Here is a 24,160-nt window from a genome sequence, read left to right as displayed (position 1 = left end):
AGGAAAACTGCGCGCATACCTATTGAAAATCCGAGCAAGGGGGTGGACAAAACGTCCAATTGCCAACGCGCTCCAGTGAGAATACAGTACCATATCTTCATCCCCTGTACTGGACTTTCCTGTATGTTTTCATTAAAAGTTCGTCGCGGACTGCTTCTTTTACCTCTCGCATTGTTGGCTGGTTGCAATACGGTGGTACTGAACGCGTCCGGTGACATCGCAGTTCAGCAAGGCAATTTGATTGTCATCTCCACTCTGCTGATGCTGTTGATTATCGTTCCGGTAATCGCCCTGACCCTGCTTTTCGCATGGCGCTATAGAAAAAACAATACCGCGGCCAAATACGAGCCGGACTGGGACCACTCGACTCGCCTCGAGCTGATTATCTGGGGCGCGCCCCTGTTGATCATCATCGTGTTGGGCTTGCTGACCTGGATCAGCACCCACACCCTCGATCCGTATCGTCCGCTGAGCCGTATCGACGCCAACCGCCCGATTCCTGCCAGCCACAAGCCGATGATCGTCGAAGTCGTGGCGCTGGACTGGAAATGGCTGTTCATCTACCCCGAGCAAGGCATCGCTTCCGTGAATGAACTGTATGCGCCCGTCGATCGTCCGATCCGCTTCAAGATCACCGCCTCGTCCGTCATGAACTCGTTCTTTATCCCCGCACTGGCAGGTCAGATCTACGCCATGCCAGGCATGGAAACGCAGTTGAATGCCGTCATCAACAAGCCTGGTGTATACAAGGGCTTCTCGGCGAACTACAGCGGTGCCGGTTTCTCGGGCATGCGCTTCAAGTTCCACGGTGTGAATGATGCGGACTTCGATAAGTGGGTGGCATCGGCACGTGCCGGTGGTGGCGCGCTGAACCGCGACGACTACCTGTCGCTGGCCCAGCCTAGCGAACGCGACCCGGTGCGCCGCTACAGCGCCGTACCTAGCGATCTGTACAAGGCAATCCTGAACCGCACCATCGTTTCCGACGCCCTGTGCGTGACGCCGGTCGAGCCATACAAATTGTCGATGGCAAATAGCCCGGTAGCGGCCGTAACGGCAGTAGTCGCTAGCGATGCAGTGGTTGAAAAGGGCGTTCAAGCCAAGTAACAACTGCATGAATCCCGCAGCGCATTGCGCTGCAGATACTGGCGCCGCTTGCCTGGCGCCTCCCTTTTTTCTCTGAGAGTAACAATGCTAGACCATATTGATCTGACGAAGCTTATATTCGGCCGTCTGACTTGGGATGCAATTCCATTTCACGAACCTATCCTGCTGGCGACCTTTGCCATGGTCGCCCTGGGCGGTATCGCACTCGTTGCGGCACTGACGTATTTCCGCGTCTGGGGTACCCTGTGGCGCGACTGGATCACCAGTATCGACCATAAAAAAATCGGTATCATGTACATGATCCTGGGCCTGGTCATGCTGCTGCGCGGCTTTGCCGATGCGCTCATGATGCGTACCCAGCAGGCGATCGCCTTTGGCGACAATGCCGGCTTCCTGCCACCGCATCACTACGACCAGATCTTCACCGCCCACGGCGTGATCATGATCTTCTTCGTCGCGATGCCTTTCGTGACGGGTCTGATGAACTACGTGGTGCCGCTGCAAATCGGCGCGCGCGACGTGGCTTTCCCTTTCCTCAACAACTTCAGCTTCTGGATGACCACCATGGGCGCCGCCCTGGTCATGGCGTCGCTGTTCGTCGGCGAATTCGCCCGCACGGGCTGGCTGGCGTATCCACCGCTGTCGGGCATCGTCGGCAGCCCGGACGTGGGGGTAGACTATTACATCTGGTCCTTGCAGATTGCCGGGGTCGGGACGCTCTTGTCCGGTGTCAACCTGATCGCCACCATCGTCAAGATGCGCGCGCCAGGCATGACCTGGATGAAAATGCCCGTCTTCACCTGGACCGCACTGTGCACCAACATCCTGATCGTCGCCGCTTTCCCGGTGCTGACGGCTGTACTGGCCATGCTGTCGCTGGATCGCGTTGCCGGCTTTAACTTCTTCACGACGGAGCTGGGCGGCAACGCCATGATGTACGTCAACCTGATCTGGATCTGGGGTCACCCGGAAGTCTACATCCTGATCCTGCCGCTGTTCGGCGTGTTCTCGGAAGTCGTTGCGACCTTCAGCAGCAAGCGCCTGTTCGGCTACGCCTCGATGGTGTACGCCACCTGCGTCATCATGATCTTGTCGTACCTGGTATGGCTGCATCACTTCTTCACCATGGGTTCGGGCGCCAGCGTCAACTCCTTCTTCGGCATCACGACGATGATCATTTCGATCCCGACGGGCGCGAAGATCTTCAACTGGCTGTTTACCATGTACCGCGGCCGTATCCGTTTTGAACTGCCCATGCTGTGGACGATCGGCTTCATGGTCACCTTCACCATCGGCGGCATGACCGGCGTGTTGCTGGCCGTACCACCAGCTGACTTTGTGCTGCACAACAGCCTGTTCCTGATTGCCCACTTCCATAACGTGATTATCGGCGGCGTGGTCTTCGGCGTGTTCGCTGCGATTAACTACTGGTACCCGAAAGCCTTCGGCTACAAGCTTGACGCATTCTGGGGCAAGTGCTCGTTCTGGTTCTGGTTCGTCGGCTTCTACCTGGCCTTCATGCCGCTGTACGTGTTGGGCCTGATGGGCGTGACCCGTCGTGTCAACCACTTTGAAGATCCATCGCTGCAAATCTGGACCATCATCGCCTGGTTTGGCGCCGTCTCGATCGCGCTCGGTATCGGTTCCATGCTGATCCAGTTCGTCGTCAGCTACCGCAACCGTCACGCCCTGCGCGACGTGACCGGTGACCCATGGGGTGGTCGTACGCTGGAATGGTCGACGTCGTCGCCTCCGCCAGACTATAATTTCGCCTTCACGCCACAAGTGCACGAACTCGATGCATGGACTGACATGAAGAAACACGCTTACCAGCGTCCGACGTCCGGTTTCACGAAGATCCATATGCCGAAGAATACCTGGGCTGGTTTCGTGATCGCCGCACTCTCCGCACTGGTCGGTTTTGGCTTGATCTGGCAAATGTGGCTCGTCGCCAGCATTGGCTTCGTGATCATGATGATTACCATCATCGTCCATACCTTTAACTACAAGCGCGATTACTACATTCCTGCGGAAGAAGTGGTCCGTACCGAAGACGCTTATACTAAATTGCTGAGCAGCCATGTCTGATACCATCGCCCATAACACCGGCGCCGCTGGCGCCGCACCAAGCACGCGCAGCTACTTTGTGCGCGAGCACCACCCGGAAAACGGCAGCTTGCTGGGTTTCTGGCTCTACCTGATGAGCGATTGCCTGATCTTCGCCTGTCTGTTCGCCACGTACGCCGTGGTGGGCCGCAACTACGCGGACGGCCCGACGGGCGCCGCGCTGTTCGACCTGCCGCTGGTGGCCGTCAACACGGCCATGCTGCTGCTGTCGTCGATCACTTATGGCTTCGCCATGCTGGCCATGCAGCGCAAGCAATTGCGCAGCACCCTGGTCTGGCTGGGCATCACGGGCCTGTTCGGCCTGGCCTTCCTGTCGCTGGAAATGTATGAATTCATGCATCTGATCCACGAAGGCGCCGGTCCGCAGCGCAGCGCGTTCCTGTCGTCGTTCTTCGCCCTGGTCGGTACCCACGGCTTGCACGTGACGTTCGGCGTGATCTGGCTCGTGACCTTGATGTTCCAGTTGAACAAGCATGGCCTGACCCCGGAAAACGGCCGTCGCATGATGTGCCTGTCGCTGTTCTGGCACTTCCTGGACGTCATCTGGATCGGCGTCTTCACCTTTGTCTACCTGATGGGAGTGCTGCCATGAGCGACCACCACACACACGGCGATAGCCACCACCATGACAATCACGATCATGGCAGCCTGAAAAGCTACGCCATCGGCTTCATCCTGTCGGTGATCCTGACGGCCATTCCGTTCTGGTTGGTGATGACGAAAGTCATCACCAACTCGGGCACCATGGGCCTGGTCCTGCTGGCGTTCGCGGCTGTTCAAGTGGTCGTGCACATGGTGTACTTCCTGCACATGAACACCAAGTCCGAAGGCGGCTGGAACATGATGGCGCTGATCTTCACCATCATGATTGTGGGCATTGCCATGGCCGGTTCCCTGTGGGTCATGTACCACATGAACCACAACATGATGCCGGATCTGATGCCTGAGTACATGCATACGAAAACGGCTCCATGATGAGTCAAACGCGCCCTGGCAACACCGGGCGCGCCCCTGGCGCCGCATCGCAAGATGCCGCGCCAGGACCACGCGGCATGGCTGTGCATTATTCAAAAATTGCACTGGCCATACTCGCGGGGATCGTTTTTGCCGGTTTCTGTGCCCTGGGCACCTGGCAAGTCAAGCGCCTGTTCTGGAAGCTTGACCTGATCGAGCGCGTCGAACAACGCGTACATGCGCCCGCAACGGACGCACCTGGACCCGCAGCCTGGGCCAGTGTCACGCCACAAACGGATGAATACCGCCACGTGCGACTCTCCGGTACCTATCTCCCCATTTTCAATACCCTGGTGCAGGCAACGACGGCACTGGGCAGCGGCTATTGGCTGGTCACGCCCTTGCGCCTGGCCGATGGCAGCACTGTGCTGGTCAACCGTGGCTTCGTGCCCAAGCGCGAAGGCATCGCCGCCAGTACGCCGGCCGGCATCGTCCACGTCGACGGCTTGCTGCGCATCAGCGAGACGGGCGGCGGTTTCCTGCGTGAAAACAGTCCTGCTACGCAGCACTGGTATTCGCGCGACGTGGCCGCCATCGGCGCTTCGCACATGCTGACCAAGGTGGCACCGTATTTTGTCGATGCGAAGGAAAAATCGGAAACGGCCAGCGACTCCCCCGTCGGCGGCCTGACCGTGATTTCCTTCCATAACAACCACCTGGTGTACGCCTTGACGTGGTTTGCCCTGGCCTTGATGGTAGCCGGTATCAGTTGGTGGATCGTGCGCGAAAGCCGGCGCCGCCGCGCCCGTGGCGCCCAGCGCCAGGAAAGCGACCATGCCGGGCAGGATTGAAATCCTGCCCAACCGCGAAGTCCTGGAGCGCGGTGCGGTGGCGGCCGAGATGGAACATCCGGCCGGCCACCAGAACATGAAGCTGCTGATCCAGTTGCGCTGGCTGGCCGTGATCGGCCAGATCAGCACGATCTTCGGCGTGGGCGTGGGGCTGGGCATCGCCTTGCCCGTGCCCTACATGCTCGAAGTGCTGTCCTGCCTCATCGCCTTCAATCTGGCCAGCCTGTTGCGCTGGCACGAACGCCAGCCCGTCTCCAACACGGCCCTGTTCCTCGCCTTGCTGGTGGACGTCACCGTGCTGACGGCCCAGCTCTACCTGAGCGGCGGCATCAGCAACCCGTTTGCCTTCCTGTACTTATTGCAAGTCATCCTCAGCGCCGTGCTGCTGGAAGTATGGTCGACCTGGATCATGGTGGCCATCACCAGCCTGTGCCTGGCCGGCCTGGCCTTGCTGCCCGGCCCCTTGATCTTGCCAATCGACCCCGAGCGGGGCTTTTCCAGCCTGTACGTGCAAGGCTTGCTGATCTGCTTCATTTTGAACGCCGCCTTGCTGGTGGTGTTCATCACGCGCATCAACCGCAACCAGCGCGCCGGCGACGCCAAGGTGGCCGACTTGCGCCAGCGCGCGGCGGAAGAAGAACACATCATCCGCATGGGCTTGCTGGCCTCGGGCGCCGCGCACGAGCTGGGCACGCCGCTGGCGACCCTGTCCGTCATCCTCGGCGACTGGCGCCGCATGCCGGAATTGAGCAAGAACAGCGAATTGCTGGAAGAAATCACGGAAATGCAGGCACAGTTGCAGCGCTGCAAGAGCATCGTCAGCGGCATCCTGCTGTCGGCCGGCGAGGCGCGCGGCGAATCGTCCGTGAAAACGACGATCAACACCTTCCTCAACGACCTGGTCGACGAGTGGCGCGTCAGCCGTCCGATCCAGGATTTCGAGTACGATAACCGCATCGTGCATGACGTGCCCGTGGTCTTCGATTCGACCCTGAAACAAACTATCTGCAATGTGCTCGACAATGCGCTGGAGGCGTCGCCTGACTGGCTGCGCTTCGAAGCGACGCGCGAAGCGGACGCCCTGCACCTGGTGATTACCGATGCCGGGCCCGGCTTCGAGCCGTCGATGCTGACGCACCTGGGCAAACCGTATCAAAGCAGCAAGGGCAAACCCGGCGGCGGTCTGGGACTGTTCCTGGTGGTAAATGTCGCGCGTACCCTGGGCGGTACGGTGACGGCGCGCAACCGCGTGCAGGGCGGGGCGGTGGTGCACCTGGCCTTGCCGCTGGCGGCCATCAAACTGGAAAGAGAAAGCGACCACCATGCAGGATGACCGTCTGTTACTGATCGTGGAAGACGACGCCGCGTTTGCCCGCACCCTGGGCCGCTCGTTCGAGCGGCGCGGCTACCAGGTCATCCTGGCCACCAATTTCGACGAAGCGAGCGCCTTGCTGGAACAGCATTGCCCCGATTACGCCGTCGTCGACCTGAAGCTCAATGGCAATACGTCGGGCCTGGCCTGCGTGCAGATGCTGCACCAGCACGACCCGGACATGCTGATCGTCGTGCTGACGGGCTACGCCAGCATCGGCACGGCCGTCGAAGCCATCAAGCTGGGTGCCTGCCAGTACCTGGCGAAACCGTCGAACACGGATGACATCGAAGCGGCCTTCGGCCACGTGGCCGGCAACGCCGACATCGAACTGAGCAACCGCGCCACCAACATCAAGACCCTGGAATGGGAACGCATCCACGAAATGCTGGCCGAGACGGATTTCAATATTTCGGAAACGGCGCGCCGGCTGGGCATGCACCGGCGCACCCTGGCGCGCAAGCTGGAGAAGCAGCGGGTGAAGTAGCGGGTGAAGTAGGTACTGCGATAGTTACTGCGCAGCCTGGTCGTTGTCGAATGTCAGTTCCAGCACGCTGTCGTCGCTCCAGTCCTGCTCCCGTAACGGCGGCGTGAACGACGATACGCTGAATGGCACGGGCGCGCTTTTCCCATTGAAGCTGATCGTTGCGCCGGTGATGCGCCGCGGTTCGGAAAAGCTGTAGGTGCCCTTTTGCGACACGAAATTACACGGACCGCCGAATGCGCTCATCGCGGTACGCATCGCAAAAGGCAAGGTTTCCTTGTCGATGGTCCAATGGACTTCGCAGGCCAGCCACAGGTCGCCCAGGCGGCGCGTCGTGTCGCTGGTTGCCGCACTGCGGATGTAGGGTATCCACCTGACCGACCCCGCCTTGCGATTCAAGGTCAGCTCGGCCTTTTCATACAGCGGACCCTGCTCGACGGGCAAGGTGAAGATATTGCGCTCCCCCAGCGGTATCGCCGTACCTGCCTCATCGCTTTCCAGCCGGAGCGCGATGGCGTGCATGTCGACATCGGCACGGCGCGGTTCCAGGATGAAGCGCAACTCGGCGCCAGGCGCCAGCACATGTTTTTCCTCAAACCGTTTGACGCCCTTGAGCATCGCACTGTAGGGCTTCCAGTCCGGATCCCTGATGCGCTTCACACTGACGGACACCGCCGCATCCTGTCCGGATGGATCCATGGCTTGCGTGGAGTCCGCCCGGGCCTGGACCGCAGCGCCGCATAAACACAGCAGAAGACCAGCTATCGCACGCATCTTCATCCTGTTCATCCGAATCTCAAGTAATTACCTGTCAAGCCCACCTTGGCATGAGTGTAAAAAGAAACAGAGGCGCCAGGAAGTTTTTAAGACAGGATGTCAATTGGGATGGATGGAGTGCTTGAAATCGCTGTTTTTCCCCAATACGCGCAACTGTATTTACGTCAATACCACCAGCAAGCCAGAAGCAATGACTGCTGCAGAAAATAGGGCAACGGCAAAGTGATTGTGAGGAAGCCCCCTCACCGGAGGGTAGTGGCCCAGAGTGAGTAGTCGCAGCATTGCCCAGCCAGGCCAATAGAATAGCTTTTCAATGACTGTTCCTAGCAGGCCATACATCAATAGGCGAACCATTCAGACGATAGCGTCGAAAATCCAATCAAACACAGGCCATCCTGAGGGTGTGCCAGCAGCGGTATCGAGGGCTGCAGGATTGCCGTTATGTGTACCGATTGAGCTCATGCCGGCGCCAGCCACTCCATCTTCTGCACCTGGATATGCGGATGGCTTTCCAGCGACTCCCATTCCGGCAGGAAGACAAAGCCCTGTTTCTGGTAAAACGCAGTAGCACGCGCATTCTCGGGCGCCACGCCCAGCACCAGCCGCGCGTGCCCGCTGCCGACGGCACATTGTTTCACGGCCTCGACCAAGCCTTGCGCCACGGCCTGGCCGCGATATTGCCGCGCTACCCACATGGCGATCAGGTGGCACTCGCCATCGTTGGCCACCACTTGCGCGGCGAGGCCGATGGGTTTGTCACCGTCAAATGCGAGGAAAAACGTGCGCTGCGGCGTGCTGACGGCGCGCTGCTGCCAGTCGGCATCGGAAAAACCGGCCGCGCTGGCGTGGCTGGCGCCAAAGGCCGTGGGGGCGTCAAGCAGGGCGGCCAGGCGCGTGGCTTTCAGGGCCGGCCAGTCGCTGACGATGGTGGCGTGGATGATAATGTTGTTCAAATCTCCAGGATTCCTTACGCGACAAGGCCGTTCATTGATGTATTTGGCAATATTAACAGCATCGCTGCCGTGCCGGCTCCCCGTTCGTGTTTATCGCGTGCAACTTAGGACTGGTCCCACACTTCGATGGTGAGCAGTTGCCCGGGCGTGCAGGCGGCAATGCGTTCCCGGTGCAGGCTAATGCAGCCGGGCCAGCCCGTGAGCTGATCCTGTGGAAATTCTCCGTCTTGCGCCTCGGCAATGCCCGCCAGCAGCAGGGGCGCGATGATGTCCGCCGAGGCCGTGTAGCGGTTGGGGAAACCGTTGAAGCTCAGCTGGGTTGCCTTGCCTTGTGCGCACAATTGCGCGATCCAGTCCGCGCCGAACAGGCCAGCTTCCCAGGTGGCGAGAAACGCTTCCTTGTTGACTTTCGTCATATCAGCCAGCTGTTCCGGCGTTTGCGTCGAGATAATGGTCCACCAGCCTGACATGGGTTTGCCTTGTGAAAAGTAAAAAGTTAACGGGTCATGGCGCGACGCAGCACGTAGCTGAGCGCATCGACGGCGGCCACCATCAACAACATGGCGACGATGACGGTAGCGGCGCTGGGCATCTGGAACAGCGACAGATGGTATTTCAGCATTTGCCCCAGGCCGCCCGCACCCACCACGCCGAGAATGGCGGCGGCGCGGATATTGTTTTCCCAGCGGTACAAGGTGTAGGACATCATTTGCGGGCTGCACTGCGGCAAGGTCGCGTACAGGAAGGCCATGGCGGGGTGTGCGCCATTCATGCGCAAGGTGGCGGCCGGCAAGGGCGGGCAGTTTTCAAACGCATCGGCAAACAGACGGCCCAGCACGCCCACCGTATGCAGCGCCAGCGCCAGGGTGCCCGCGAACGGGCCCAGGCCGGCGGCTATCAGCAAAATCGAGGCCCACACCAGTTCGGGAATCGAGCGCAGGACGTTCAGGATTGCGCGCGTGGCATTGCGCGCCAGGCTGCCAAAACGGCCGCTGGCGGGCAGGGCCAGCAGCGCGCCCAGGAGAGCGGCAATCACCGTGCCGATGGCCGACATGGCCAGGGTTTCAAAGGTGGCCACGCCGACTCTCATGAGGAAGGGGCTGGCCAGTTCCGGCGGCGCGAAGCCGTGCAGGAAGTCGGCGCTGGTGCGCACGGCGTCGGCACTGAAGAACTCGCCCCATTTCAAGGGCAGGGTGGCGAAGCTGGCGATGACCAGCAGCAATAAACCAGCCAGCAAGGCCCAGGTGGACCAGCGCACCGGGGTAGGGATGGGCAGCAAAGTTGACTCTTGCTTCATGCCAGCCTCCGGCGCAGCATGGCCGAGACCGCATCGGCGCCTGCCACCAGCAGTACGAAGACCATCAGCATGGTGGCCAGTTCATTTCCTGCCATCATTTTCATCGATTCATCCATGCGCTGGCCCAGGCCGCCCGCGCCGACAAAACCCATGACGACGGAGCCGCGGATCGCGCATTCCCAGCGATAAATCGTGTACGACACCAGCTCGGCGGCCGATTCGGGCAGGGCGCCGTACAGCAAGGCTTTCAGGCGGCCGCTGCCGTTGTGGAGCAGGGCGTTGCAGGCGGCGGCGTCCGACGATTCGAGAATTTCCGCGTAGACCTTGCCCAGCATGCCGCAATACGTGAGCGCAATGGCGATCACGCCCGCCGTCGGCCCCAGGCCGACTATGCGTACCAGCAATAATGCCCAGACCAGTTCCGGCACGCTGCGCAGTAGCACTAGCAGAGTACGCACGGCGTGGCGCACGGCGGCGGCCAGCGGCGACACTTGGCCAGAGCCGATGCGCGAAATCGACAAACGCTCCGTCACCAGCAAGGTCAGGGGTATGGCGCCCAGCATGGCCAGCGCCATGCCGGCCGTGGCCATGGCAATGGTTTCCCAGCTGGATATGGCTACCAGTTGCAGGAATTCCAGCGAGTGGGCGGGCGGCACGAAGCTGGCAAGGAATTGCCAGGTGGCGGCCAGGCTTTGCGCATCGAATAAAATCCACGGCTTGAATTCGGCCTGCACCAGCATCGGCCACAGCACGAGCAGCACGATGGCAGCGGTGGTCAGGCGGCCGCGCCAGGCGGGATCACGCTGCATGGCGGCGTCGGCACTCTTCAGCAAAGGGGTCTCGCGGCGTCCAGGTTCGTTTCCACGGCCTCGAACTGCGGCGCCGGATCGGCCTTGTTGCGATACAGTTGCTCTATCATGGCATCGCTGACTTCGGCGCCAGGCAAGTCGAAGACGATCTTGCCATCGCGCAAGGCGACGATGCGCGTAAAGCAGGCGCGGGCGATCTCCACCTGGTGCAGGCTGCAGATCAGGGTGGCGTTACGCGCTGTCGCTTCGGCCTGCAGCACATTGATCGTCTGCAAAGCGAGTGTGGGGTCGAGCGCGGACAGCGGTTCGTCGACGAGGAACACTTCCGCATTCGACACCAGCGCACGGGCCATGCCGCAGCGCTGGCGTTCGCCGCCGGACAGGCGGTCGACTCTTGCATACAATTTATCCTGCAGCTTGAATTTGCCCAGGGCTTCCCACGCGGCGCGTGGGTCGACGGGCGCCAGCAGCGAACGGATGGCGGTCCACAAACTCCATTGCGGCAAGCGGCCCGCCAGCACGGCGTTGACGACCCTCTGGCGCGGCGGCAGGGGCGGCGTTTGCGGCGCCAGGAACAGGCGCGCGCGCAAGGCGTGGCGCCCGGTGCTGCCGATCTGCCACGGAGAAGTACCAAGGATGCTCAAGGTGCCCGATGCGGGGCGCAGCGCGCAGGCCAGGGTATGCAGCAAGCTGGTCTTGCCGGCGCCGGAAGGGCCGATCAGGGCGATCTGTTCACCTGGTGCCACGTCCAGGTCCAGGTCGCGCAGGGCCAGCGCATTGCTGGCGGCGCCCGCGTGGTGGACGCTGACCTTGTGAAGTTGAAATGTCATGCGAGAATGGGGAATGTGCTGGCCAGCGTGCCGCCGGCCAGCGGATTGGCTAGCGTTACTTCAGCAAACCGGCATTGCGCGCGGCCGCTTCGATATCCTTGTAGTTCTCGGCCTTGGTCGGGATGAACCTGGTGGCGCGCTGCAGCTCGAGGATTTCCTTTCCTTCCGGCGTGGCAGGGTCCAGCGCCAGGAAAGCGTCCGTCAGCTTCTTGCGCACGACGGGATTCATGTCGGCGCGCACGCTCCAGTTGTAATCGTAGTAGCCGGGCGTCGTGTAGAACACGCGTACCTTGCTTGGATCGACCTTTTTCGTTTCGAGCAGTTTTTCCCACACGGAAATATTCAGGGTGCCCGCATCGACCTTGCCGCCGGCCACGGCCGCCACGGTGGCGTCATGCGCGCCGGAAAATGCGATGCGCTTCATGTCCGTGTCCGGGTTGATCTTGGCGGCCAGCAAGTAGTAGCGTGGCATCAAATGGCCGGAGGTCGACGATTCCGAACCGAAGGTGAAATTCTTGCCTTTCAGGTCGGACAACTGATTGATGTCCTTGCTGGTGGTGACGAACACCGAGCGGAACTTCGTGTCTTCCTCGCGCTGCACCAGGGGCACGATCTTGCCGCCGCTGCGCGCATTGGCTTGCACGAAGGTGAAACCGCCGAACCAGACCATGTCGAGCTTGTTATTGATCAAACCTTCCACGGAAGCCGCGTAATCGGTGACGGGCGTAAATTCCACCTTCATGCCCAGCTTTTTCTCCAGATAGCTGCCCAGCGGCTTGAACTTGCGCTGCAATTCCGTCGGCGCTTCGTCGGGAATGGCGGAGACGCGCAGCACTTGCTGCGCCTGCGCCAGGCCGCTGTGGATGGCCAGGGTGGCGGCGACGGTGGCCAGGATGGCGGGGAACTTGTTCAATGAGTTCGAGAACGTGGTCATGGGAGTGCCTTTGCAAAAAATTTGTTCATTAGATGACGGAAACTCCGGTACTGCCTTCCTGCATCTCGCCGATGACGACGGCGTCGCCAAAGCCTTCGGCACGGAAAATCGCCAGCACTTGCTCGACGGCTTCCGGCGCGCAGGCCACCAGCAGGGGGCCGGCCGTTTGCGGGTCCGTCAAGATCGCCTTGTCGATGGCACTCAGGCTGTCGTCCAGCGCCACTTGCGCGCCGTATCCCTGCCAGTTGCGGCCGGAGGCGCCCGTGATGTTGCCGTTTTGCGCCAGTTGCTGCACTTGCGGCAGCAGCGGCACCGAATTCATGGCGATGCGCGCCTGTAACTTGGCGCCGCGTGCCAGTTCCAGGGTGTGGCCCAGCAAGCCGAAGCCCGTCACATCCGTCAGCGCATGCACGCCGTCCAGCAGGGCCAGCTTCTTGCCCGGGGTATTCAATTTGGTGGTGTTGTCGATCAGCGAGGCGTAGCCAGCCGCGTCCAGCGCATTCTTCTTCAGCGCGGCCGACAAGATGCCCACGCCGATCGGCTTGCCCAATACCAGTTTATCGCCGGCGCGCGCGCCCGCGTTGCGCTTCACCTGCGACGGGTGCACGAGGCCCAGCACGACCAGGCCGTAGATCGGTTCGACGGAATCGATGGTGTGGCCGCCCGCGATGGGGATGCCGGCCTGGGCGCAGATGGTTTCGCCGCCTTTCAAGATCAGGCCGATGGTTTCCACCGGCAGCTTGTTGATCGGCATGCCAACCAGGGCCAGGGCCATGATGGGCGTGCCGCCCATGGCGTACACGTCGGAAATGGCGTTGGTGGCGGCGATGCGGCCAAAGTCGAACGGGTCGTCGACGATGGGCATGAAGAAATCCGTCGTGGCGATCAGCGCCTGCTCGTCGTTGAGCTGGTAGACGGCCGCGTCATCCGAGGTTTCTATGCCGACCAGCAATTCCTTCGGCAGGGGAAAGCCGCCGCTGCCTTTTAATATGTCGGCCAGCACGCCCGGCGCAATTTTGCAGCCGCAGCCGCCGCCATGGGCAAATTCGGTCAACCGGATGGGTGTATTTGGTGTTGCTGCGCTATCGGACATGGTCGTCATCCTGCTGAAAAAAAGTATGAAAGGCGGCGCCAGCGTTCACGCGGCGCTGGCGGTGCGGGGTTCGCCGACGATAGCACACAATGCGCGCGCGGCTTGCTCAAAGGCATGTTCTGAAATATCGGGCAAGACCAGCGGCGTCGCCTGGGCGTAGCGGCTGAAGTTGCGGGCGATCGATTGCCGGTAGACGGGGTCGTAATGCTGCACCAGCAACGCTTCCACCAGCTCGGCCATGTGGCCCGAGGTGGCCAACTGCTGCCAGTGGGCAATTTTCTCGCGGCCATGCAGCTGCGTCAACAGGGCCAGTTGCACGTTCAGGCGGGCCGCATCGCCCACGTAATGGGCGTAATCGTCCATCAGCAGCTGCACGCGCTGCTCCGTGGCCAGTTGCACGTCCGTGCAGGCAGCCGCGCGCATCTTTTCCATCAGCGCATCGGGCACGCGCAGCCGGCCCACTTTCTTGCTTTCGGACTCGATGAATACGGGCAGCTGCGGGTCGAAATGGCGCAACTGCTGCCACAGCGCGCTTTCAAACGCCTTTTGCGAGGGCTGGTCCGCGTCGGGCAAGCCACCCAGCACGGAGCCGCGGTGCGCCGCCAGGTCTTCCAGGTCGATCACTTGCGCGCCTTGGCGGTCCAGCACTTGCAGCAAGCGGCTCTTGCCGCTGCCCGTGGGGCCGCACAGCACGTTGATGAAGTCGAAGCGTTCGGGCAGGGTGGCCAGCTCGGCGTTCACATGGCGCCGGTATTCCTTGTAGCCGCCATCGAGCTGCGTGACGGGCCAGCCGATGCGCGCCAGGATGTGTGCCATGGCGCCGCTGCGGTTGCCGCCGCGCCAGCAGTAAACGAGCGGTTTCCAGTCATGCGGATGAGCGAGGAAACCCTCTTCGATATGCCGCGAGATATTCTTCGCCACCAGTGCCGCGCCCAGCTTTTTTGCCTCGAAGGCGCTGGTCTGCTTGTATAAAGTGCCCACGCGCACGCGCTGCTCGTCGTCGAGCACGGGCAGGTTGATGGCGCCCGGCAAGTGGTCTTCCGCGAACTCGGATGGGCTGCGCACGTCGATGATGGCATCGAACTCGTGCAAGCGGGGCAGGATGTCGCTGAAAGGCAGGACTGCAGGGTATTTCATCGTGGCACGGCTGCTTGAAATGGGGAAAGACGTATTATCCCCGATAAACGCCCGTGCTGTGGGGGCATAATACACCTAACAAAACCGTAGCGAGCGGAAGGAAGTTGTGGTCGAGTAGCACAACTGTACGAAGGTACAGTGAGCATCGCAGACCGCAAATTACGACGCGCAGTAGGTTTTGATAGGTGTTTTTAGCCTAACAGCCTGCCCAGCAGAGGCGCCAGCAGCACCGTTACGACGCCCGAGAATATCATCGTCAGGCTGGCCACTGCGCCTTCTTCCGTGCCGACCCGGCGCGCCACGGACAGGCCGAAGCCGTGCGCGGCCGCGCCATACGGGGCGCCACGGGCGATGCGCATGCGCAAGGGCAGCAGTTTTAATAACGGTTTGCCCAGCATCAAGCCGAACAAGCCCGTCATCACCACGAAAATCCCCGTCAGCTGGGCCGAGCCGCCCATGTGGCGCGACGCTTCCAGCGCGAACGGCGTCGAGACGGAACGGGCCAGCAGGCTGCGCGCCATGTCGCCGTGCACGCCCAGCAAGCGGTCCAGCAGCAGGGTGGCGGCCACGGACGCGACGATGCCGGCGCAGCTGCCCAGGCTCAGGGCCAGCCAATGCTTGCGGATCAGTTTGCGTTCCTGGAAGATGGGCAGGGCGAAGGCGATGGTGGCCGGTCCCAGCAGCCACGGCAGCCAGCGCGTTTCGCCGAAATACGTGGCGAACGGCGTCGAGGTCGCCTGCACGATGACGATCAATATCGCCGAGGTGCAGATGGCGGGCGTCAGCAAAAAATGCGGATGGCGGCGGTGCACGGCCTGGTTGGCATAGAACAGCACCAGGGTCAGCAGCAAAAACAGCAGGGACAAGACCAGGGTGCTCATGCTGCCGCCCTGGCTGTGCGCTGGCGCACGAGTTTTTGCAGGCGCAATTTGCGTTCATAACGGCACACCCATTCCACCGTCAACGCCGTGGCCAGCATCACGCTGGCAAAACCCAGGCCGATATTCACGAACAGCATCAAACCCTGCGCCTTCAACAGTTGCGTAAATTGCACCACGGATACAACCAGCGGTATAAAGAACAGCAGCATATTGGCCAGCAGCCAGTTCGCGCCCAGTTCGATGGCGGCCGGCCGCATCCAGCCGGACAGCAACAGGGCCACCAGCGCGAACAGGCCCACCACGCCGCCGGAAAACGGCAAGTGCAGGGCGGAAGCGGCCTCGTCGGCCAACCACCAGGCGGCAATCAGCACGCCCACTTGCCACACGGTCTGCGCGGGCTGGCGCCAGGCGGGGGCGGACGGCAGGGCGGCGGTGGGATGGATGGAATGCTGCAAGGCTGGTGCTTTCACGGCGGGCTTTCTAACGGCTGGGGGAAGTTCTCATTGTAGTGACCCCACATCAAAAGATAAAATGACTTAAACTCATGATTATCATTCGATATTGGAATGCATCATGGATATCCGCTCCTTGCGCTACTTCGTCGAAGTGGTCGAGCAAAACAGTTTTACGCGCGCGGCCGCCAAGCTGCACGTGACGCAGCCTACCGTCAGCAAGATGATCGCCCAGCTGGAGCAGTCGCTGGACCTGGCCTTGCTGGATCGCGCCGGCAAGCGTTTTACCTTGACCGACGCGGGCAAGGTGGTGCTGTCGCGCGCGCATGAGTTGCTGGCCCTGCACGCGGAACTGAAGGTGGAATTGCGCGACTTGCAAGAGCTGGAGCGGGGCGAGTTGCGCGTGGGGGTGTCGCCGCAAACGCATTCCACCCTGGCGCCATGGCTGGCCGAATACCACCAGCGCTATCCGGGCATCGAGCTGAAGATGTATGAAAGCGGCACGCAAGCCATCGAGCGCGACCTGCGCACCGGCACGGTGGAACTGGGCACCATGCTCGACTATCCGGGCAATGCGGCCACCTGGCAGGATTTCGAAGCCTTGCCCCTCGTGCGCTCACCTCTGTGTCTGCTGGCCGCGCCCGGCTCGCCGTGGCAGGGACGCTCTTCGGTGGCCCTGGTCGAGCTGGCCGACAGTCCCTTCATCTTCTATGGCGCCGCGTTTGCCCTGAATGACATCGTGCTCGACGCCTGCCAGCGGGCCGGTTTTGCGCCGCGCATCACGGGCCGCAGCGGCCAGTGGGATTTCATTGCCTCGCTGGTGCGGCTGGGCGTGGGCATCTGCCTGCTGCCGAAGATGTATTGCGACACGCTGGAGCCCGCGCAGTTTGCCGTCACTCCCCTAGCCGGTCCGCCCGTGGAATGGAATCTGATGCTGGCCTGGCGCCGCGGCGGGCGGCTGTCGTTCGCCGCGCGCGCCTGGCTGGACCTCGTCAGGGCGCGCATGGCGGACGCGGCACGTTTACAATAGGCGTACACCAACCATCGCCAAGAATATGAAGAACATCGGGAAAGCCAGACTCAAGCGCACCGCCGGCTCGCTGCTGCTGGGATTGTCATGCACGGTGGGCCTGATGAGCGAAATGGGCTACGCCCAGGCCGCGCTACCCGTGTATGGCTATTTCGTCAAGAATAGCTATCCGCACGACCCCCAGGCTTTTACCCAGGGCTTGCTGTTCAAGGATGGTCACCTGTATGAAAGCACGGGCCAGAACGGCCAGTCCTCGCTGCGCAAGGTGGAATTGACGACGGGCAAAGTGCTGCAGAAAAGCATGCTTGACAAAAAGGTCTTCGGCGAAGGCATCACGGACGTGGGCGACGAAATCCTTGGCCTGACGTGGATTTCGCAGACCGGTTATGTGTTCGACCAAAAAACCTTCAAACTGAAACGCACCTTCAGCTACCAGGGCGAAGGCTGGGGCCTGGCCAGCGATGGCAAATTTGTCTACATGAGCGACGGCACTTCCGCCATCCGCGTGCTGCATCCTAAAACCCTGGCCGAGGTGCGTCGCTTCGAGGTGAAGGCGGAAGGCCGTCCCATCGAGCGCCTGAATGAACTGGAAATAGTCGACGGCGAACTGTTTGCCAATGTGTGGGGCGCGGACGTGATCGCCCGCATCGACCCGGCCAGCGGCAAGGTCGTGGGCTGGATCGACTTGACGGGCCTGCTGCCGCCCGCGCAGCGGGGCACGGCCAATCCCGACGCCGTGCTCAACGGCATTGCCTGGGATGCGCGCGGCAAGCGCTTGTTTGTCACGGGCAAACTGTGGCCCAAGCTGTTCGAAATCGAGCTGATTGAAATCCAGCGCCCTTGATGCTTCCTACCGGACAGTGTTGCTGGCGATGAATCGTCTATGATGCTCATCCTTCGCCCAGTGCGACCTTCACAGGATGCCATGCTGTCCCTTTCTTTCCCCCTGCGCCGCCTGGCGGCGGCCGCCAGCCTGGCTGCCGCCATCGTGCCCGCCGCGCAGGCGCAAACGCCGTATGTGCCGGTGACCAAACAATACGGCGACTTCGTCGTCACGAACGACCGCCACGACTCGCTCGTCACTTTTTCTTTCCGCAAGCAGGGCTATTGGCCCGGCGGCGCGCGCGAAGTGGTGGAAGTGCGCCCCCTCAAGGCCACGCGCGAAGGCCAGCCCATGCTGCTGGCGTTTACCAAGGGCTACACGGGCCAGGGCACGATTCTCATCGGCGTGCAGAATGGCGAACCGCTGATGCGCCCCATCAGTCCCATGCAGCGCGACAGCATGGTGCGCACGGAACGCGATCCCGAATGGGGCGTGCCGCAGCCGGGCCGCAGCGAGGTGCTGCTGTTTGCCCGCGACGGCCGCGCGCTCGATACGGGCACGGGCGAGCTGCTGTGGTTTGACGTGCCGGGTACCGTCACGGGCGATTACGCGCCCGCCATGCTGGTCTCCATCTCGCCCGACCGCCAGCGCGGCGCCTATCTCGCCAGGAAGCTGACCAAGCTGCAAGTCATCGTTGCCACGCGTGACGACGGCGTGGCCGGCGTGCTGGCTTTGCCGCCCGACACCTATCAACGCTGGCTGAAGCCCTTGTCGGAGGCCGCTTCCGAACAGGCGGGCGCCGCCATCAAGGCGCGCCAGGGCCGCACGGATTCGAACCGCATCCAGCGCGAGCTGGAACTGGCCTGGTTTGGCCAGCAATTTCAATGGAAACAAGGCAAGAACGGCTGGCAGGTGACGGGGCTGGGCCTCGCTTCCGCACCGCCGGAGGGAAAACTGCCATGACAATACCTAAACTTATCGCCGGCTGCTTCGCCGCCTCCTTGCTGGCCGGCTGCGTGCATGGCGAAATATTCCCCAAGGATTATCTGGCGCAAGACATCGACAAGCAACAAGCCTTGCTGGAACTCGATGTGCTCTTTGCACAAACGCCCGATGACAAACTGACGTCGCGCATGACGGCCCACAACAGCGTGGAATACTCGGGCGCGCCGCATATCGTCGTGCCGTTTTACCAGAAGGGCCTCGGTTTCGACCAGGGTTTTGCCGGCACTTACATGTTTGCCGTGGTGTATCCGGTCGCCAAGGTCGAGACGGCCACGGCCAGCAGCCGCGTCTTCGGCCAGCACATCGATGGCCAGCAGCAGGGCAGCCCGCGCTACCGCTTCCGCGTGCCGGGCAAGGCGCAGTGGAACAGCAATGAAACCTTCATGCTGAAATTTGAACGCAAGGGCCGCCGCGAAGAGATCACTTTCCGCTTCAGCAACGAAAAAAGCTGTCCCTCCGCTTTCAATGCCATCACGCCCAAATATGGCTTTCCCATCCAGGTCAGCGCCACCTTCAAGGATGGCAAGGGATGCCTGAAAGTATGCGACAGCCGCGACCAGTGGCCGGGCTTTTGCGCCTTCCAGCCGCCGCCGGCCGCTTGATCGGTACGCGGCTGAGCAATACCTGCAGACGTAAAAAAAGGCCGATGAAAATCGGCCTCGATGACAATGTGTTGCTTAGCGGTAAAACGCTTCGACTTTGCCCTTCAGCTTGATCTGCAGCGGACGGCCGCGGCGATCGAGGGACTTGGTGGAAGCGACCTTGATCCAGCGTTCGCTGATGCAATATTCTTCCACGTCAAGACGTTCCTTGTCGTTGAAGCGGATGCCGACGTCGTTCTCGAACACGGCTGCAACGTGGTAAGGGCTGCTAGGGTCGATCGACAGGCGATCGGGCAAAGGGGGTAAGGTGGTGGTATCGTTCATGGGCGTAATTATCACCCAGAATGCGGATCCAGACAACGGCCTTTCGCAGGGCACCCGTCGGACCGTCCATGAAATGGCGGGCCTGGCCCTACGGTACCCATGGGCCGGCACGGCACTGCCGCACCGGCCCATGCTGCAGCGGAGTCCCGGCAGATTTGCCGGCAATCACACGACCCGGCAATCAGGATTTGTCATCATTCTTGTGGCTTTGACGTCCCGTTTCCACATGCTGCTCATGCGCGCCGCCGCGCGAACCGGCGCCGGAACCCGCTTGTTCGCTGGCGCTCCTGCCTAGTCCCGATTGTTGCGAACCGGATTGCTTGTCGCCGTCATTCTTGTGGCTTTGGCGGCCCGCCTCGACATGCTGCTCGTGCTTGCCGCCCTGGGTGCCACCGGACGGCTGGCGGGTGCCGGACTGCTTGTCCGACTGCTGCTTGTCCGACTGTTGGTTGCCCGATTGCTGTTTGTTCGACTGCTTACCGCTTTTGTCGTTGCTGTTGGAAGTCATGATCATTACCCCTATGGTTAGTCTGCGTCATCATCCGTACCAAGGATGGCGTGAGGATGGATGAAGGATGCTCCTGGCTGGCCTCCGGCGCCGTGCAGCACCGTTGAGGCCATTTTCGCTGCCTGACGCTGGCTTAACCATAGGGACACTACCTGTCGCTACGTAGGAAAACTCCGTGGTGCGTGATAACCATTTCTGCATTGCATTTTTACAGATGCCGTGTTTCCTGCGGCGGCGTGTCCCACTCGTCATGCCGGCCATCGATAAAGGTGACTGGCACCTGGGCCAGTTCAGCCACCGACGCGTCATCGAGGCAACTGACGCTGATGCCGATAAACGGACCGCTGCGTGCAGAATCGCCGTGGCCAAACGGGCGCACGCCGCAATGGCGGCAAAAATAGTGGCGTTCGCGGCCGGCGCCGAAGCGGTATTCGCTCAAGTCCCCTTTGCCGGCCAGCAGGCGGAAGGCCGAGGGTGGCACCAGACTGGCCCAGCAGCGCACTTTCAGGCAGAACGAACAGTTGCAGCGCAGGCTGCGGGCCGCCAGGTCGATCTCGGCCGCGAAGCGCACGGCACCGCAGTGGCAACTGCCATGGTAGGTTTTTTTCATCGTGACCCACTTTACAGGGTTGCCGGACTGTCATGCAACTATCGGCATGGCGAGAGTGTGGCATCCACCAGGTCACGCCCTATAATGACGGCTGTTGAATGGACGGGATAGGAGTTGCAGTATGGAAATTAACATGACTGACAGCTTGCGGCAACAGGCGTATGCGCAGGCGGCAGCCTTCGTGCACACGCTCGACCGGCGCGATCCTGTTGCGCTGCAACGCGACTGGTCCCTGTCGCCAGCCGTGGCCGAGGAGATCGTCGAGATGCTCGACAGCTATTTTTCGGCAAACCAGGCGCTGTCGCTGGCGCCGCTGGCGCAGGCCTTTGTGCCGGGCAAGGGTGGCCGTCCCGCCGTGGATGTGTATGCCACCGACGCCGGGCCGCTGGGCATGGAATGCCTGTTGCTGGCCGATGGCAAGCCGGGCGAAGCGACCTTGCACCTGGAAATGTCCGGCCACGATGGCGCTCTGTGCCTGCATTACCAATACATCGGATCCTGAGAGCAGCATGACCGCACTGATCAGCGAAACACAACAGCGCATCTGCGACAAATTCGGCTTGCCGGCGCAGGCGCCCGAGCCCATGGTGGCCCTGGCCATCGGCAGCCTGGACCAATCGCCCATCTACGGCACGCGCATCGCGCTGCCGGAAAACGGCACCATCAGCTGGTTCATCCACTGCGGCGGGCACGACGATGCCAGCGGCTTTTACCAGCCCCTGCATGCGGAACACCTGCACGAGATGCTGCCGCAGGTGGTCGATTACCTGGCTTTGCCCAGCGGCGCCAGGTTCATCCTCGACCGGGAAGGCTATGAAGACGTGTGGCTCGAAGAGTAACTTTCTGACCGGCAAGATTGTCGTTGACGTTGATAAATAGGTATGGGATGCTGCTGTTCCGTTTTCTCTTGCTGAAAGCCGCATCTTGAACCCACACCTCCCGTCTGTCCTGCTGATCATGGCGCTTGGCGCCGTTACCTCTCCCGTCACTGCAGCCGCAGCCGCCGCTCCCGCCAGCGGGCCGCAGGCATTGCGTGCGGAACAGGACATCGTCGCTTTTGTGCGCAGCGAAATGCAGGAGCGCCAGATTCCAGGACTGCAACTGGCGGTGATACAGCGTGGCAAGGTCGTGCTGGCGCGCAATTTCGGCCTGGCCAGCCTGCAATACCAGGTGCCGGTGACGGATGCCAGCCTGTTTTCCATCAATTCGGCGACGAAAGCGTTTGCGGGCGTGGCCGTGATGCAACTGGTGCAGCAGGGCAAGATCGATCTGGCGGCACCGATCGGACAGTATCTGACGGGCTTGCCTTCAGCTTGGCAAGCCGTGACGGTGACGCAGTTGCTCAAGCATATTTCGGGCTTGCCCGATGTGCTGGACCAGCGCAGTGGCAAGCTGGTGGGGCCGCAGCCGGACGACGCCGACGCGGCGTGGCGAGCCGTGCAGGCGCTGCCCGTGGAAGCCCAGCCAGGCGAGCGCTACCGCTACAACCAGACCAATTATGTGTTGCTGGCGCAATTGATCGAGCGGCAAAGCGGCCAGCCCTTTGTCTCCTTCATCCAGCGGCAACAGTTTGACGTGGCGGGCATGCCGCACAGCGGTTTTGGCGATGCGAAGGACGTGGTCGTCAACAAGGCCAGTTCCTATGTGCTGAACCGGGGCGGCAACGGTTACCGCAACGTGAACGAGGATTTCCCCGTGTTCATGCGCGCCGGGGCCGGCATCAACAGCAATGCGGGTGAACTGGCGAACTGGCTCATCGCGCTGCAGTCGGGACGCTTGCTGGCGCCCGCCAGCGTGGCGCGGCTGTGGCAGCCGACCAGCCTGAACGACGGCAAGCCGGCCCCGTGGGCGCTGGGCTGGCCCACCATCGGCCGCGATGGCCACCGCGCCGTGGCCGGCATCGGCGGCGCCCGCTCGGCCTTCTATGTGTATCCGGACGATGGTCTGGCCGTCATTATCCTCAGCAACCTGGCCGGCGGCCAGCCGGAACAGCTGATCGATACCGTCGCCGGTTTCTACATTCCCGCCCTGCGCCAGCAGCGCGGCGGCGCGTATGCCGCGCACCTGCTGCGCAAGGCCGCGGCCAGCGACGGTTTCGACGGGCTGGACAAGAAACTGGCGGCCATCCGGCGCCAGCATGGGCTGTCCGAGCCCACCGAAGACGACTTGAATGCCTGGGGCTACCGCCTGCTGGGCCGGCAGCAGCCGAACCAGGCGGTCGCTGTTTTCCAGCTCGGCGTGCAACTCTACCCGCAAGGGGCGAATGGCCACGACAGCCTGGCCGAAGCGTACGAGGCGGCGGGCGCCACGGCGCTGGCCGTCACGCATTACCGCCGTTCACTGCAACTGGATCCCGGCAACACGCACGCCGTGGCGCGCTTGCGGGTCTTGGCCGCCGACTAAGGGGCTGCCTGGGCTGCCGTAGCCTTGCCGTGCTCGGCCCCATGCAAGGCCAGGTAAGTGGCCAGATTCTCGTCGTCTATGCCCAGCGCGCGCAAGACTTCTTGCGTGAAGGTGACGGGCGCCGTGCCTGGCGCCGTGATGATGCGCTGGTCGGCCACGGCCCAGGGCACATCCTGATACAGGGCGGCGCCCGCATAGCCGACATCCGTCAGGTTATCGGCGGAATTGGAGGTGTGGCGCACGTTGTCGAGCACGCCCGCCTGCGCCAGCACGCGGGTGCCATCGCAAATGCCGGCCAGCACCACGCCCTTGTCGCGGGCGGCGCGCAGCAGGGGCCCCAGGTCGGGCGCCTTGCCGCTTTTCCAGTGGCTGCCGCCACACACCATGAGCAAGTCGAGTTCATCGAGTGAAATGGCTTCCAGCGCCAGCTGCGGCGTGACCTGCATGCCGCCGGACGAGGTGACGGGCAGGCCGCCCGGCGTGGCGAACTGCGTATAAAAGCCGTAATACAGGCGCGCCGTGGAGTTGATCAGGGCGGTTTCCCAATCGGCAAAATTCTCGGTCAATATGGTGATGGCACGTGTCATGGAAAAGTCCTGTCGCAGGTGGAGATATCAATAGTACAGGCTGGCTAGCCTGCTGGTGCCGAAAGCATAATAGAAAGTACTGACAATTTCTGTCAGGAGCGCGCTTGAACCAAGAGCGCGCATGAAATGATGGTACAGACTGCAAGAGACTACGCTACAATCGCTGGCCCGTCCGCACGGGCCTTCCCCCCCTTGAATGCCTGTTACCTG

The 24,160-nt window shown here is 61.8% G+C and carries 29 protein-coding genes; 14 read left to right on the top strand and 15 right to left on the bottom strand.

What is annotated here, in order from left to right:
* Window positions 1–123: 123 nt before the first annotated feature.
* The 7 genes from cyoA to ACQ4WP_RS16155 all read left to right on the top strand — a co-directional run bounded on the left by cyoA (window position 124) and on the right by ACQ4WP_RS16155 (window position 6,898).
* Window positions 124–1,107, top strand: a complete 984-nt coding sequence (cyoA, locus tag ACQ4WP_RS16185) for a ubiquinol oxidase subunit II (RefSeq protein WP_298414640.1) — start codon at window positions 124–126, stop codon at window positions 1,105–1,107.
* An 84-nt stretch (window positions 1,108–1,191) separates the two neighbouring features.
* Window positions 1,192–3,195, top strand: a complete 2,004-nt coding sequence (gene cyoB, locus ACQ4WP_RS16180) for a cytochrome o ubiquinol oxidase subunit I (protein ID WP_436522333.1) — start codon at window positions 1,192–1,194, stop codon at window positions 3,193–3,195.
* Window positions 3,188–3,826: a cytochrome o ubiquinol oxidase subunit III gene (gene cyoC, locus ACQ4WP_RS16175; RefSeq protein WP_436522331.1), complete on the top strand. Its 639-nt coding sequence runs from the start codon at window positions 3,188–3,190 to the stop codon at window positions 3,824–3,826. Before cyoB ends, cyoC begins: the two co-directional genes overlap by 8 nt.
* The gene (cyoD, locus tag ACQ4WP_RS16170; protein WP_436522329.1) at window positions 3,823–4,209 is read left to right on the top strand and encodes a cytochrome o ubiquinol oxidase subunit IV; all 387 of its coding nucleotides are present in this window, start codon (window positions 3,823–3,825) and stop codon (window positions 4,207–4,209) included. Before cyoC ends, cyoD begins: the two co-directional genes overlap by 4 nt.
* Window positions 4,206–5,039: an SURF1 family protein gene (locus ACQ4WP_RS16165; protein WP_436522327.1), complete on the top strand. Its 834-nt coding sequence runs from the start codon at window positions 4,206–4,208 to the stop codon at window positions 5,037–5,039. The genes cyoD and ACQ4WP_RS16165 overlap by 4 nt, the downstream gene beginning before the upstream one ends.
* Window positions 5,023–6,372 carry an ATP-binding protein gene (locus ACQ4WP_RS16160; RefSeq protein ID WP_436522325.1) on the top strand — a complete coding sequence of 450 codons (1,350 nt, stop codon included), beginning with the start codon at window positions 5,023–5,025 and terminating at the stop codon, window positions 6,370–6,372. The genes ACQ4WP_RS16165 and ACQ4WP_RS16160 overlap by 17 nt, the downstream gene beginning before the upstream one ends.
* Window positions 6,362–6,898, top strand: coding sequence for a response regulator transcription factor (locus ACQ4WP_RS16155; RefSeq protein ID WP_436522323.1), 537 nt, complete (start codon window positions 6,362–6,364; stop codon window positions 6,896–6,898). The genes ACQ4WP_RS16160 and ACQ4WP_RS16155 overlap by 11 nt, the downstream gene beginning before the upstream one ends.
* A gap of 24 nt (window positions 6,899–6,922) precedes the next feature.
* Here ACQ4WP_RS16155 and ACQ4WP_RS16150 read toward each other — a convergent pair whose 3' ends face one another.
* From ACQ4WP_RS16150 to ACQ4WP_RS16100, 11 genes are all read right to left on the bottom strand, one after another.
* On the bottom strand, window positions 6,923–7,594 hold the full coding sequence (locus tag ACQ4WP_RS16150; RefSeq protein ID WP_436522321.1) for a hypothetical protein: 672 nt from the start codon (window positions 7,592–7,594) through the stop codon (window positions 6,923–6,925).
* A 536-nt stretch (window positions 7,595–8,130) separates the two neighbouring features.
* Window positions 8,131–8,625, bottom strand: coding sequence for a GNAT family N-acetyltransferase (locus ACQ4WP_RS16145; protein WP_436522319.1), 495 nt, complete (start codon window positions 8,623–8,625; stop codon window positions 8,131–8,133).
* A 104-nt stretch (window positions 8,626–8,729) separates the two neighbouring features.
* Window positions 8,730–9,095 carry a hypothetical protein gene (locus tag ACQ4WP_RS16140; RefSeq protein ID WP_436522317.1) on the bottom strand — a complete coding sequence of 122 codons (366 nt, stop codon included), beginning with the start codon at window positions 9,093–9,095 and terminating at the stop codon, window positions 8,730–8,732.
* Between the two features lie 26 nt (window positions 9,096–9,121).
* Window positions 9,122–9,922, bottom strand: a complete 801-nt coding sequence (gene phnE / locus ACQ4WP_RS16135; protein WP_436522315.1) for a phosphonate ABC transporter, permease protein PhnE — start codon at window positions 9,920–9,922, stop codon at window positions 9,122–9,124.
* Window positions 9,919–10,731 carry a PhnE/PtxC family ABC transporter permease gene (locus tag ACQ4WP_RS16130; protein WP_436522400.1) on the bottom strand — a complete coding sequence of 271 codons (813 nt, stop codon included), beginning with the start codon at window positions 10,729–10,731 and terminating at the stop codon, window positions 9,919–9,921. Before ACQ4WP_RS16130 ends, phnE begins: the two co-directional genes overlap by 4 nt.
* A gap of 17 nt (window positions 10,732–10,748) precedes the next feature.
* On the bottom strand, window positions 10,749–11,561 hold the full coding sequence (locus ACQ4WP_RS16125) for a phosphonate ABC transporter ATP-binding protein (RefSeq protein WP_436522313.1): 813 nt from the start codon (window positions 11,559–11,561) through the stop codon (window positions 10,749–10,751).
* 55 nt (window positions 11,562–11,616) lie between these two features.
* Window positions 11,617–12,495, bottom strand: a complete 879-nt coding sequence (locus ACQ4WP_RS16120) for a putative selenate ABC transporter substrate-binding protein (protein ID WP_436522311.1) — start codon at window positions 12,493–12,495, stop codon at window positions 11,617–11,619.
* Window positions 12,496–12,523: 28 nt separating this feature from the next.
* Window positions 12,524–13,588 carry a selenide, water dikinase SelD gene (gene selD, locus ACQ4WP_RS16115; protein WP_436522309.1) on the bottom strand — a complete coding sequence of 355 codons (1,065 nt, stop codon included), beginning with the start codon at window positions 13,586–13,588 and terminating at the stop codon, window positions 12,524–12,526.
* A 45-nt stretch (window positions 13,589–13,633) separates the two neighbouring features.
* Window positions 13,634–14,725, bottom strand: a complete 1,092-nt coding sequence (mnmH, locus tag ACQ4WP_RS16110; protein WP_436522307.1) for a tRNA 2-selenouridine(34) synthase MnmH — start codon at window positions 14,723–14,725, stop codon at window positions 13,634–13,636.
* A gap of 191 nt (window positions 14,726–14,916) precedes the next feature.
* Entirely contained in the window at window positions 14,917–15,606 is a 690-nt protein-coding gene (locus ACQ4WP_RS16105; RefSeq protein WP_436522305.1) for an LrgB family protein, read from the bottom strand.
* A complete protein-coding gene (locus ACQ4WP_RS16100; RefSeq protein WP_436522303.1) occupies window positions 15,603–16,076 on the bottom strand; it encodes a CidA/LrgA family protein in 474 nt (157 codons plus the stop codon). The genes ACQ4WP_RS16105 and ACQ4WP_RS16100 overlap by 4 nt, the downstream gene beginning before the upstream one ends.
* Before the next feature lie 103 nt (window positions 16,077–16,179).
* Here ACQ4WP_RS16100 and ACQ4WP_RS16095 point away from each other — a divergent pair, with 103 nt between their 5' ends.
* The 4 genes from ACQ4WP_RS16095 (at window position 16,180) to ACQ4WP_RS16080 (ending at window position 19,518) form a co-directional block, all read left to right on the top strand.
* Complete coding sequence (locus ACQ4WP_RS16095; protein WP_436522301.1) at window positions 16,180–17,088, top strand: LysR family transcriptional regulator; 909 nt, start codon at window positions 16,180–16,182, stop codon at window positions 17,086–17,088.
* A gap of 25 nt (window positions 17,089–17,113) precedes the next feature.
* Window positions 17,114–17,932: a glutaminyl-peptide cyclotransferase gene (locus ACQ4WP_RS16090; RefSeq protein ID WP_436522299.1), complete on the top strand. Its 819-nt coding sequence runs from the start codon at window positions 17,114–17,116 to the stop codon at window positions 17,930–17,932.
* Window positions 17,933–18,013: 81 nt separating this feature from the next.
* Window positions 18,014–18,874 carry a hypothetical protein gene (locus ACQ4WP_RS16085; RefSeq protein ID WP_436522297.1) on the top strand — a complete coding sequence of 287 codons (861 nt, stop codon included), beginning with the start codon at window positions 18,014–18,016 and terminating at the stop codon, window positions 18,872–18,874.
* The gene (locus ACQ4WP_RS16080; RefSeq protein WP_436522295.1) at window positions 18,871–19,518 is read left to right on the top strand and encodes a hypothetical protein; all 648 of its coding nucleotides are present in this window, start codon (window positions 18,871–18,873) and stop codon (window positions 19,516–19,518) included. The genes ACQ4WP_RS16085 and ACQ4WP_RS16080 overlap by 4 nt, the downstream gene beginning before the upstream one ends.
* Window positions 19,519–19,593: 75 nt before the next feature.
* Here the strand turns inward: ACQ4WP_RS16080 and ACQ4WP_RS16075 are convergent, their stop codons facing one another.
* From ACQ4WP_RS16075 to ACQ4WP_RS16065, 3 genes are all read right to left on the bottom strand, one after another.
* Window positions 19,594–19,842 (bottom strand): DUF3297 family protein, encoded by a 249-nt coding sequence (locus ACQ4WP_RS16075; protein WP_010398340.1) that lies wholly within the window; start codon window positions 19,840–19,842, stop codon window positions 19,594–19,596.
* A 181-nt stretch (window positions 19,843–20,023) separates the two neighbouring features.
* Window positions 20,024–20,350 (bottom strand): hypothetical protein, encoded by a 327-nt coding sequence (locus tag ACQ4WP_RS16070; RefSeq protein ID WP_436522293.1) that lies wholly within the window; start codon window positions 20,348–20,350, stop codon window positions 20,024–20,026.
* A gap of 208 nt (window positions 20,351–20,558) precedes the next feature.
* Window positions 20,559–20,960, bottom strand: coding sequence for a GFA family protein (locus ACQ4WP_RS16065; protein WP_436522291.1), 402 nt, complete (start codon window positions 20,958–20,960; stop codon window positions 20,559–20,561).
* A gap of 133 nt (window positions 20,961–21,093) precedes the next feature.
* Here ACQ4WP_RS16065 and ACQ4WP_RS16060 point away from each other — a divergent pair, with 133 nt between their 5' ends.
* The 3 genes from ACQ4WP_RS16060 to ACQ4WP_RS16050 all read left to right on the top strand — a co-directional run bounded on the left by ACQ4WP_RS16060 (window position 21,094) and on the right by ACQ4WP_RS16050 (window position 23,363).
* Window positions 21,094–21,462, top strand: coding sequence for a hypothetical protein (locus ACQ4WP_RS16060; protein WP_436522289.1), 369 nt, complete (start codon window positions 21,094–21,096; stop codon window positions 21,460–21,462).
* Window positions 21,463–21,469: 7 nt separating this feature from the next.
* On the top strand, window positions 21,470–21,799 hold the full coding sequence (locus tag ACQ4WP_RS16055) for an immunity protein Imm33 domain-containing protein (protein WP_436522287.1): 330 nt from the start codon (window positions 21,470–21,472) through the stop codon (window positions 21,797–21,799).
* 85 nt (window positions 21,800–21,884) lie between these two features.
* On the top strand, window positions 21,885–23,363 hold the full coding sequence (locus ACQ4WP_RS16050) for a serine hydrolase domain-containing protein (protein ID WP_436522285.1): 1,479 nt from the start codon (window positions 21,885–21,887) through the stop codon (window positions 23,361–23,363).
* On the opposite strand, the gene ACQ4WP_RS16045 is transcribed toward ACQ4WP_RS16050, so the two are convergent.
* Complete coding sequence (locus ACQ4WP_RS16045) at window positions 23,360–23,950, bottom strand: type 1 glutamine amidotransferase family protein (protein ID WP_436522283.1); 591 nt, start codon at window positions 23,948–23,950, stop codon at window positions 23,360–23,362. The two genes, ACQ4WP_RS16050 and ACQ4WP_RS16045, sit on opposite strands and share 4 nt — an antisense overlap.
* Window positions 23,951–24,160: the final 210 nt, after the last annotated feature.

It is taken from the genome of Janthinobacterium lyxosi (assembly GCF_051380665.1).
In the GTDB taxonomy this organism is placed as follows: Bacteria; Pseudomonadota; Gammaproteobacteria; order Burkholderiales; family Burkholderiaceae_D; genus Janthinobacterium.
The sequence above is the reverse complement of the archived record's forward strand: the minus strand, read 5'-3'. Positions and strand labels throughout refer to the sequence as shown.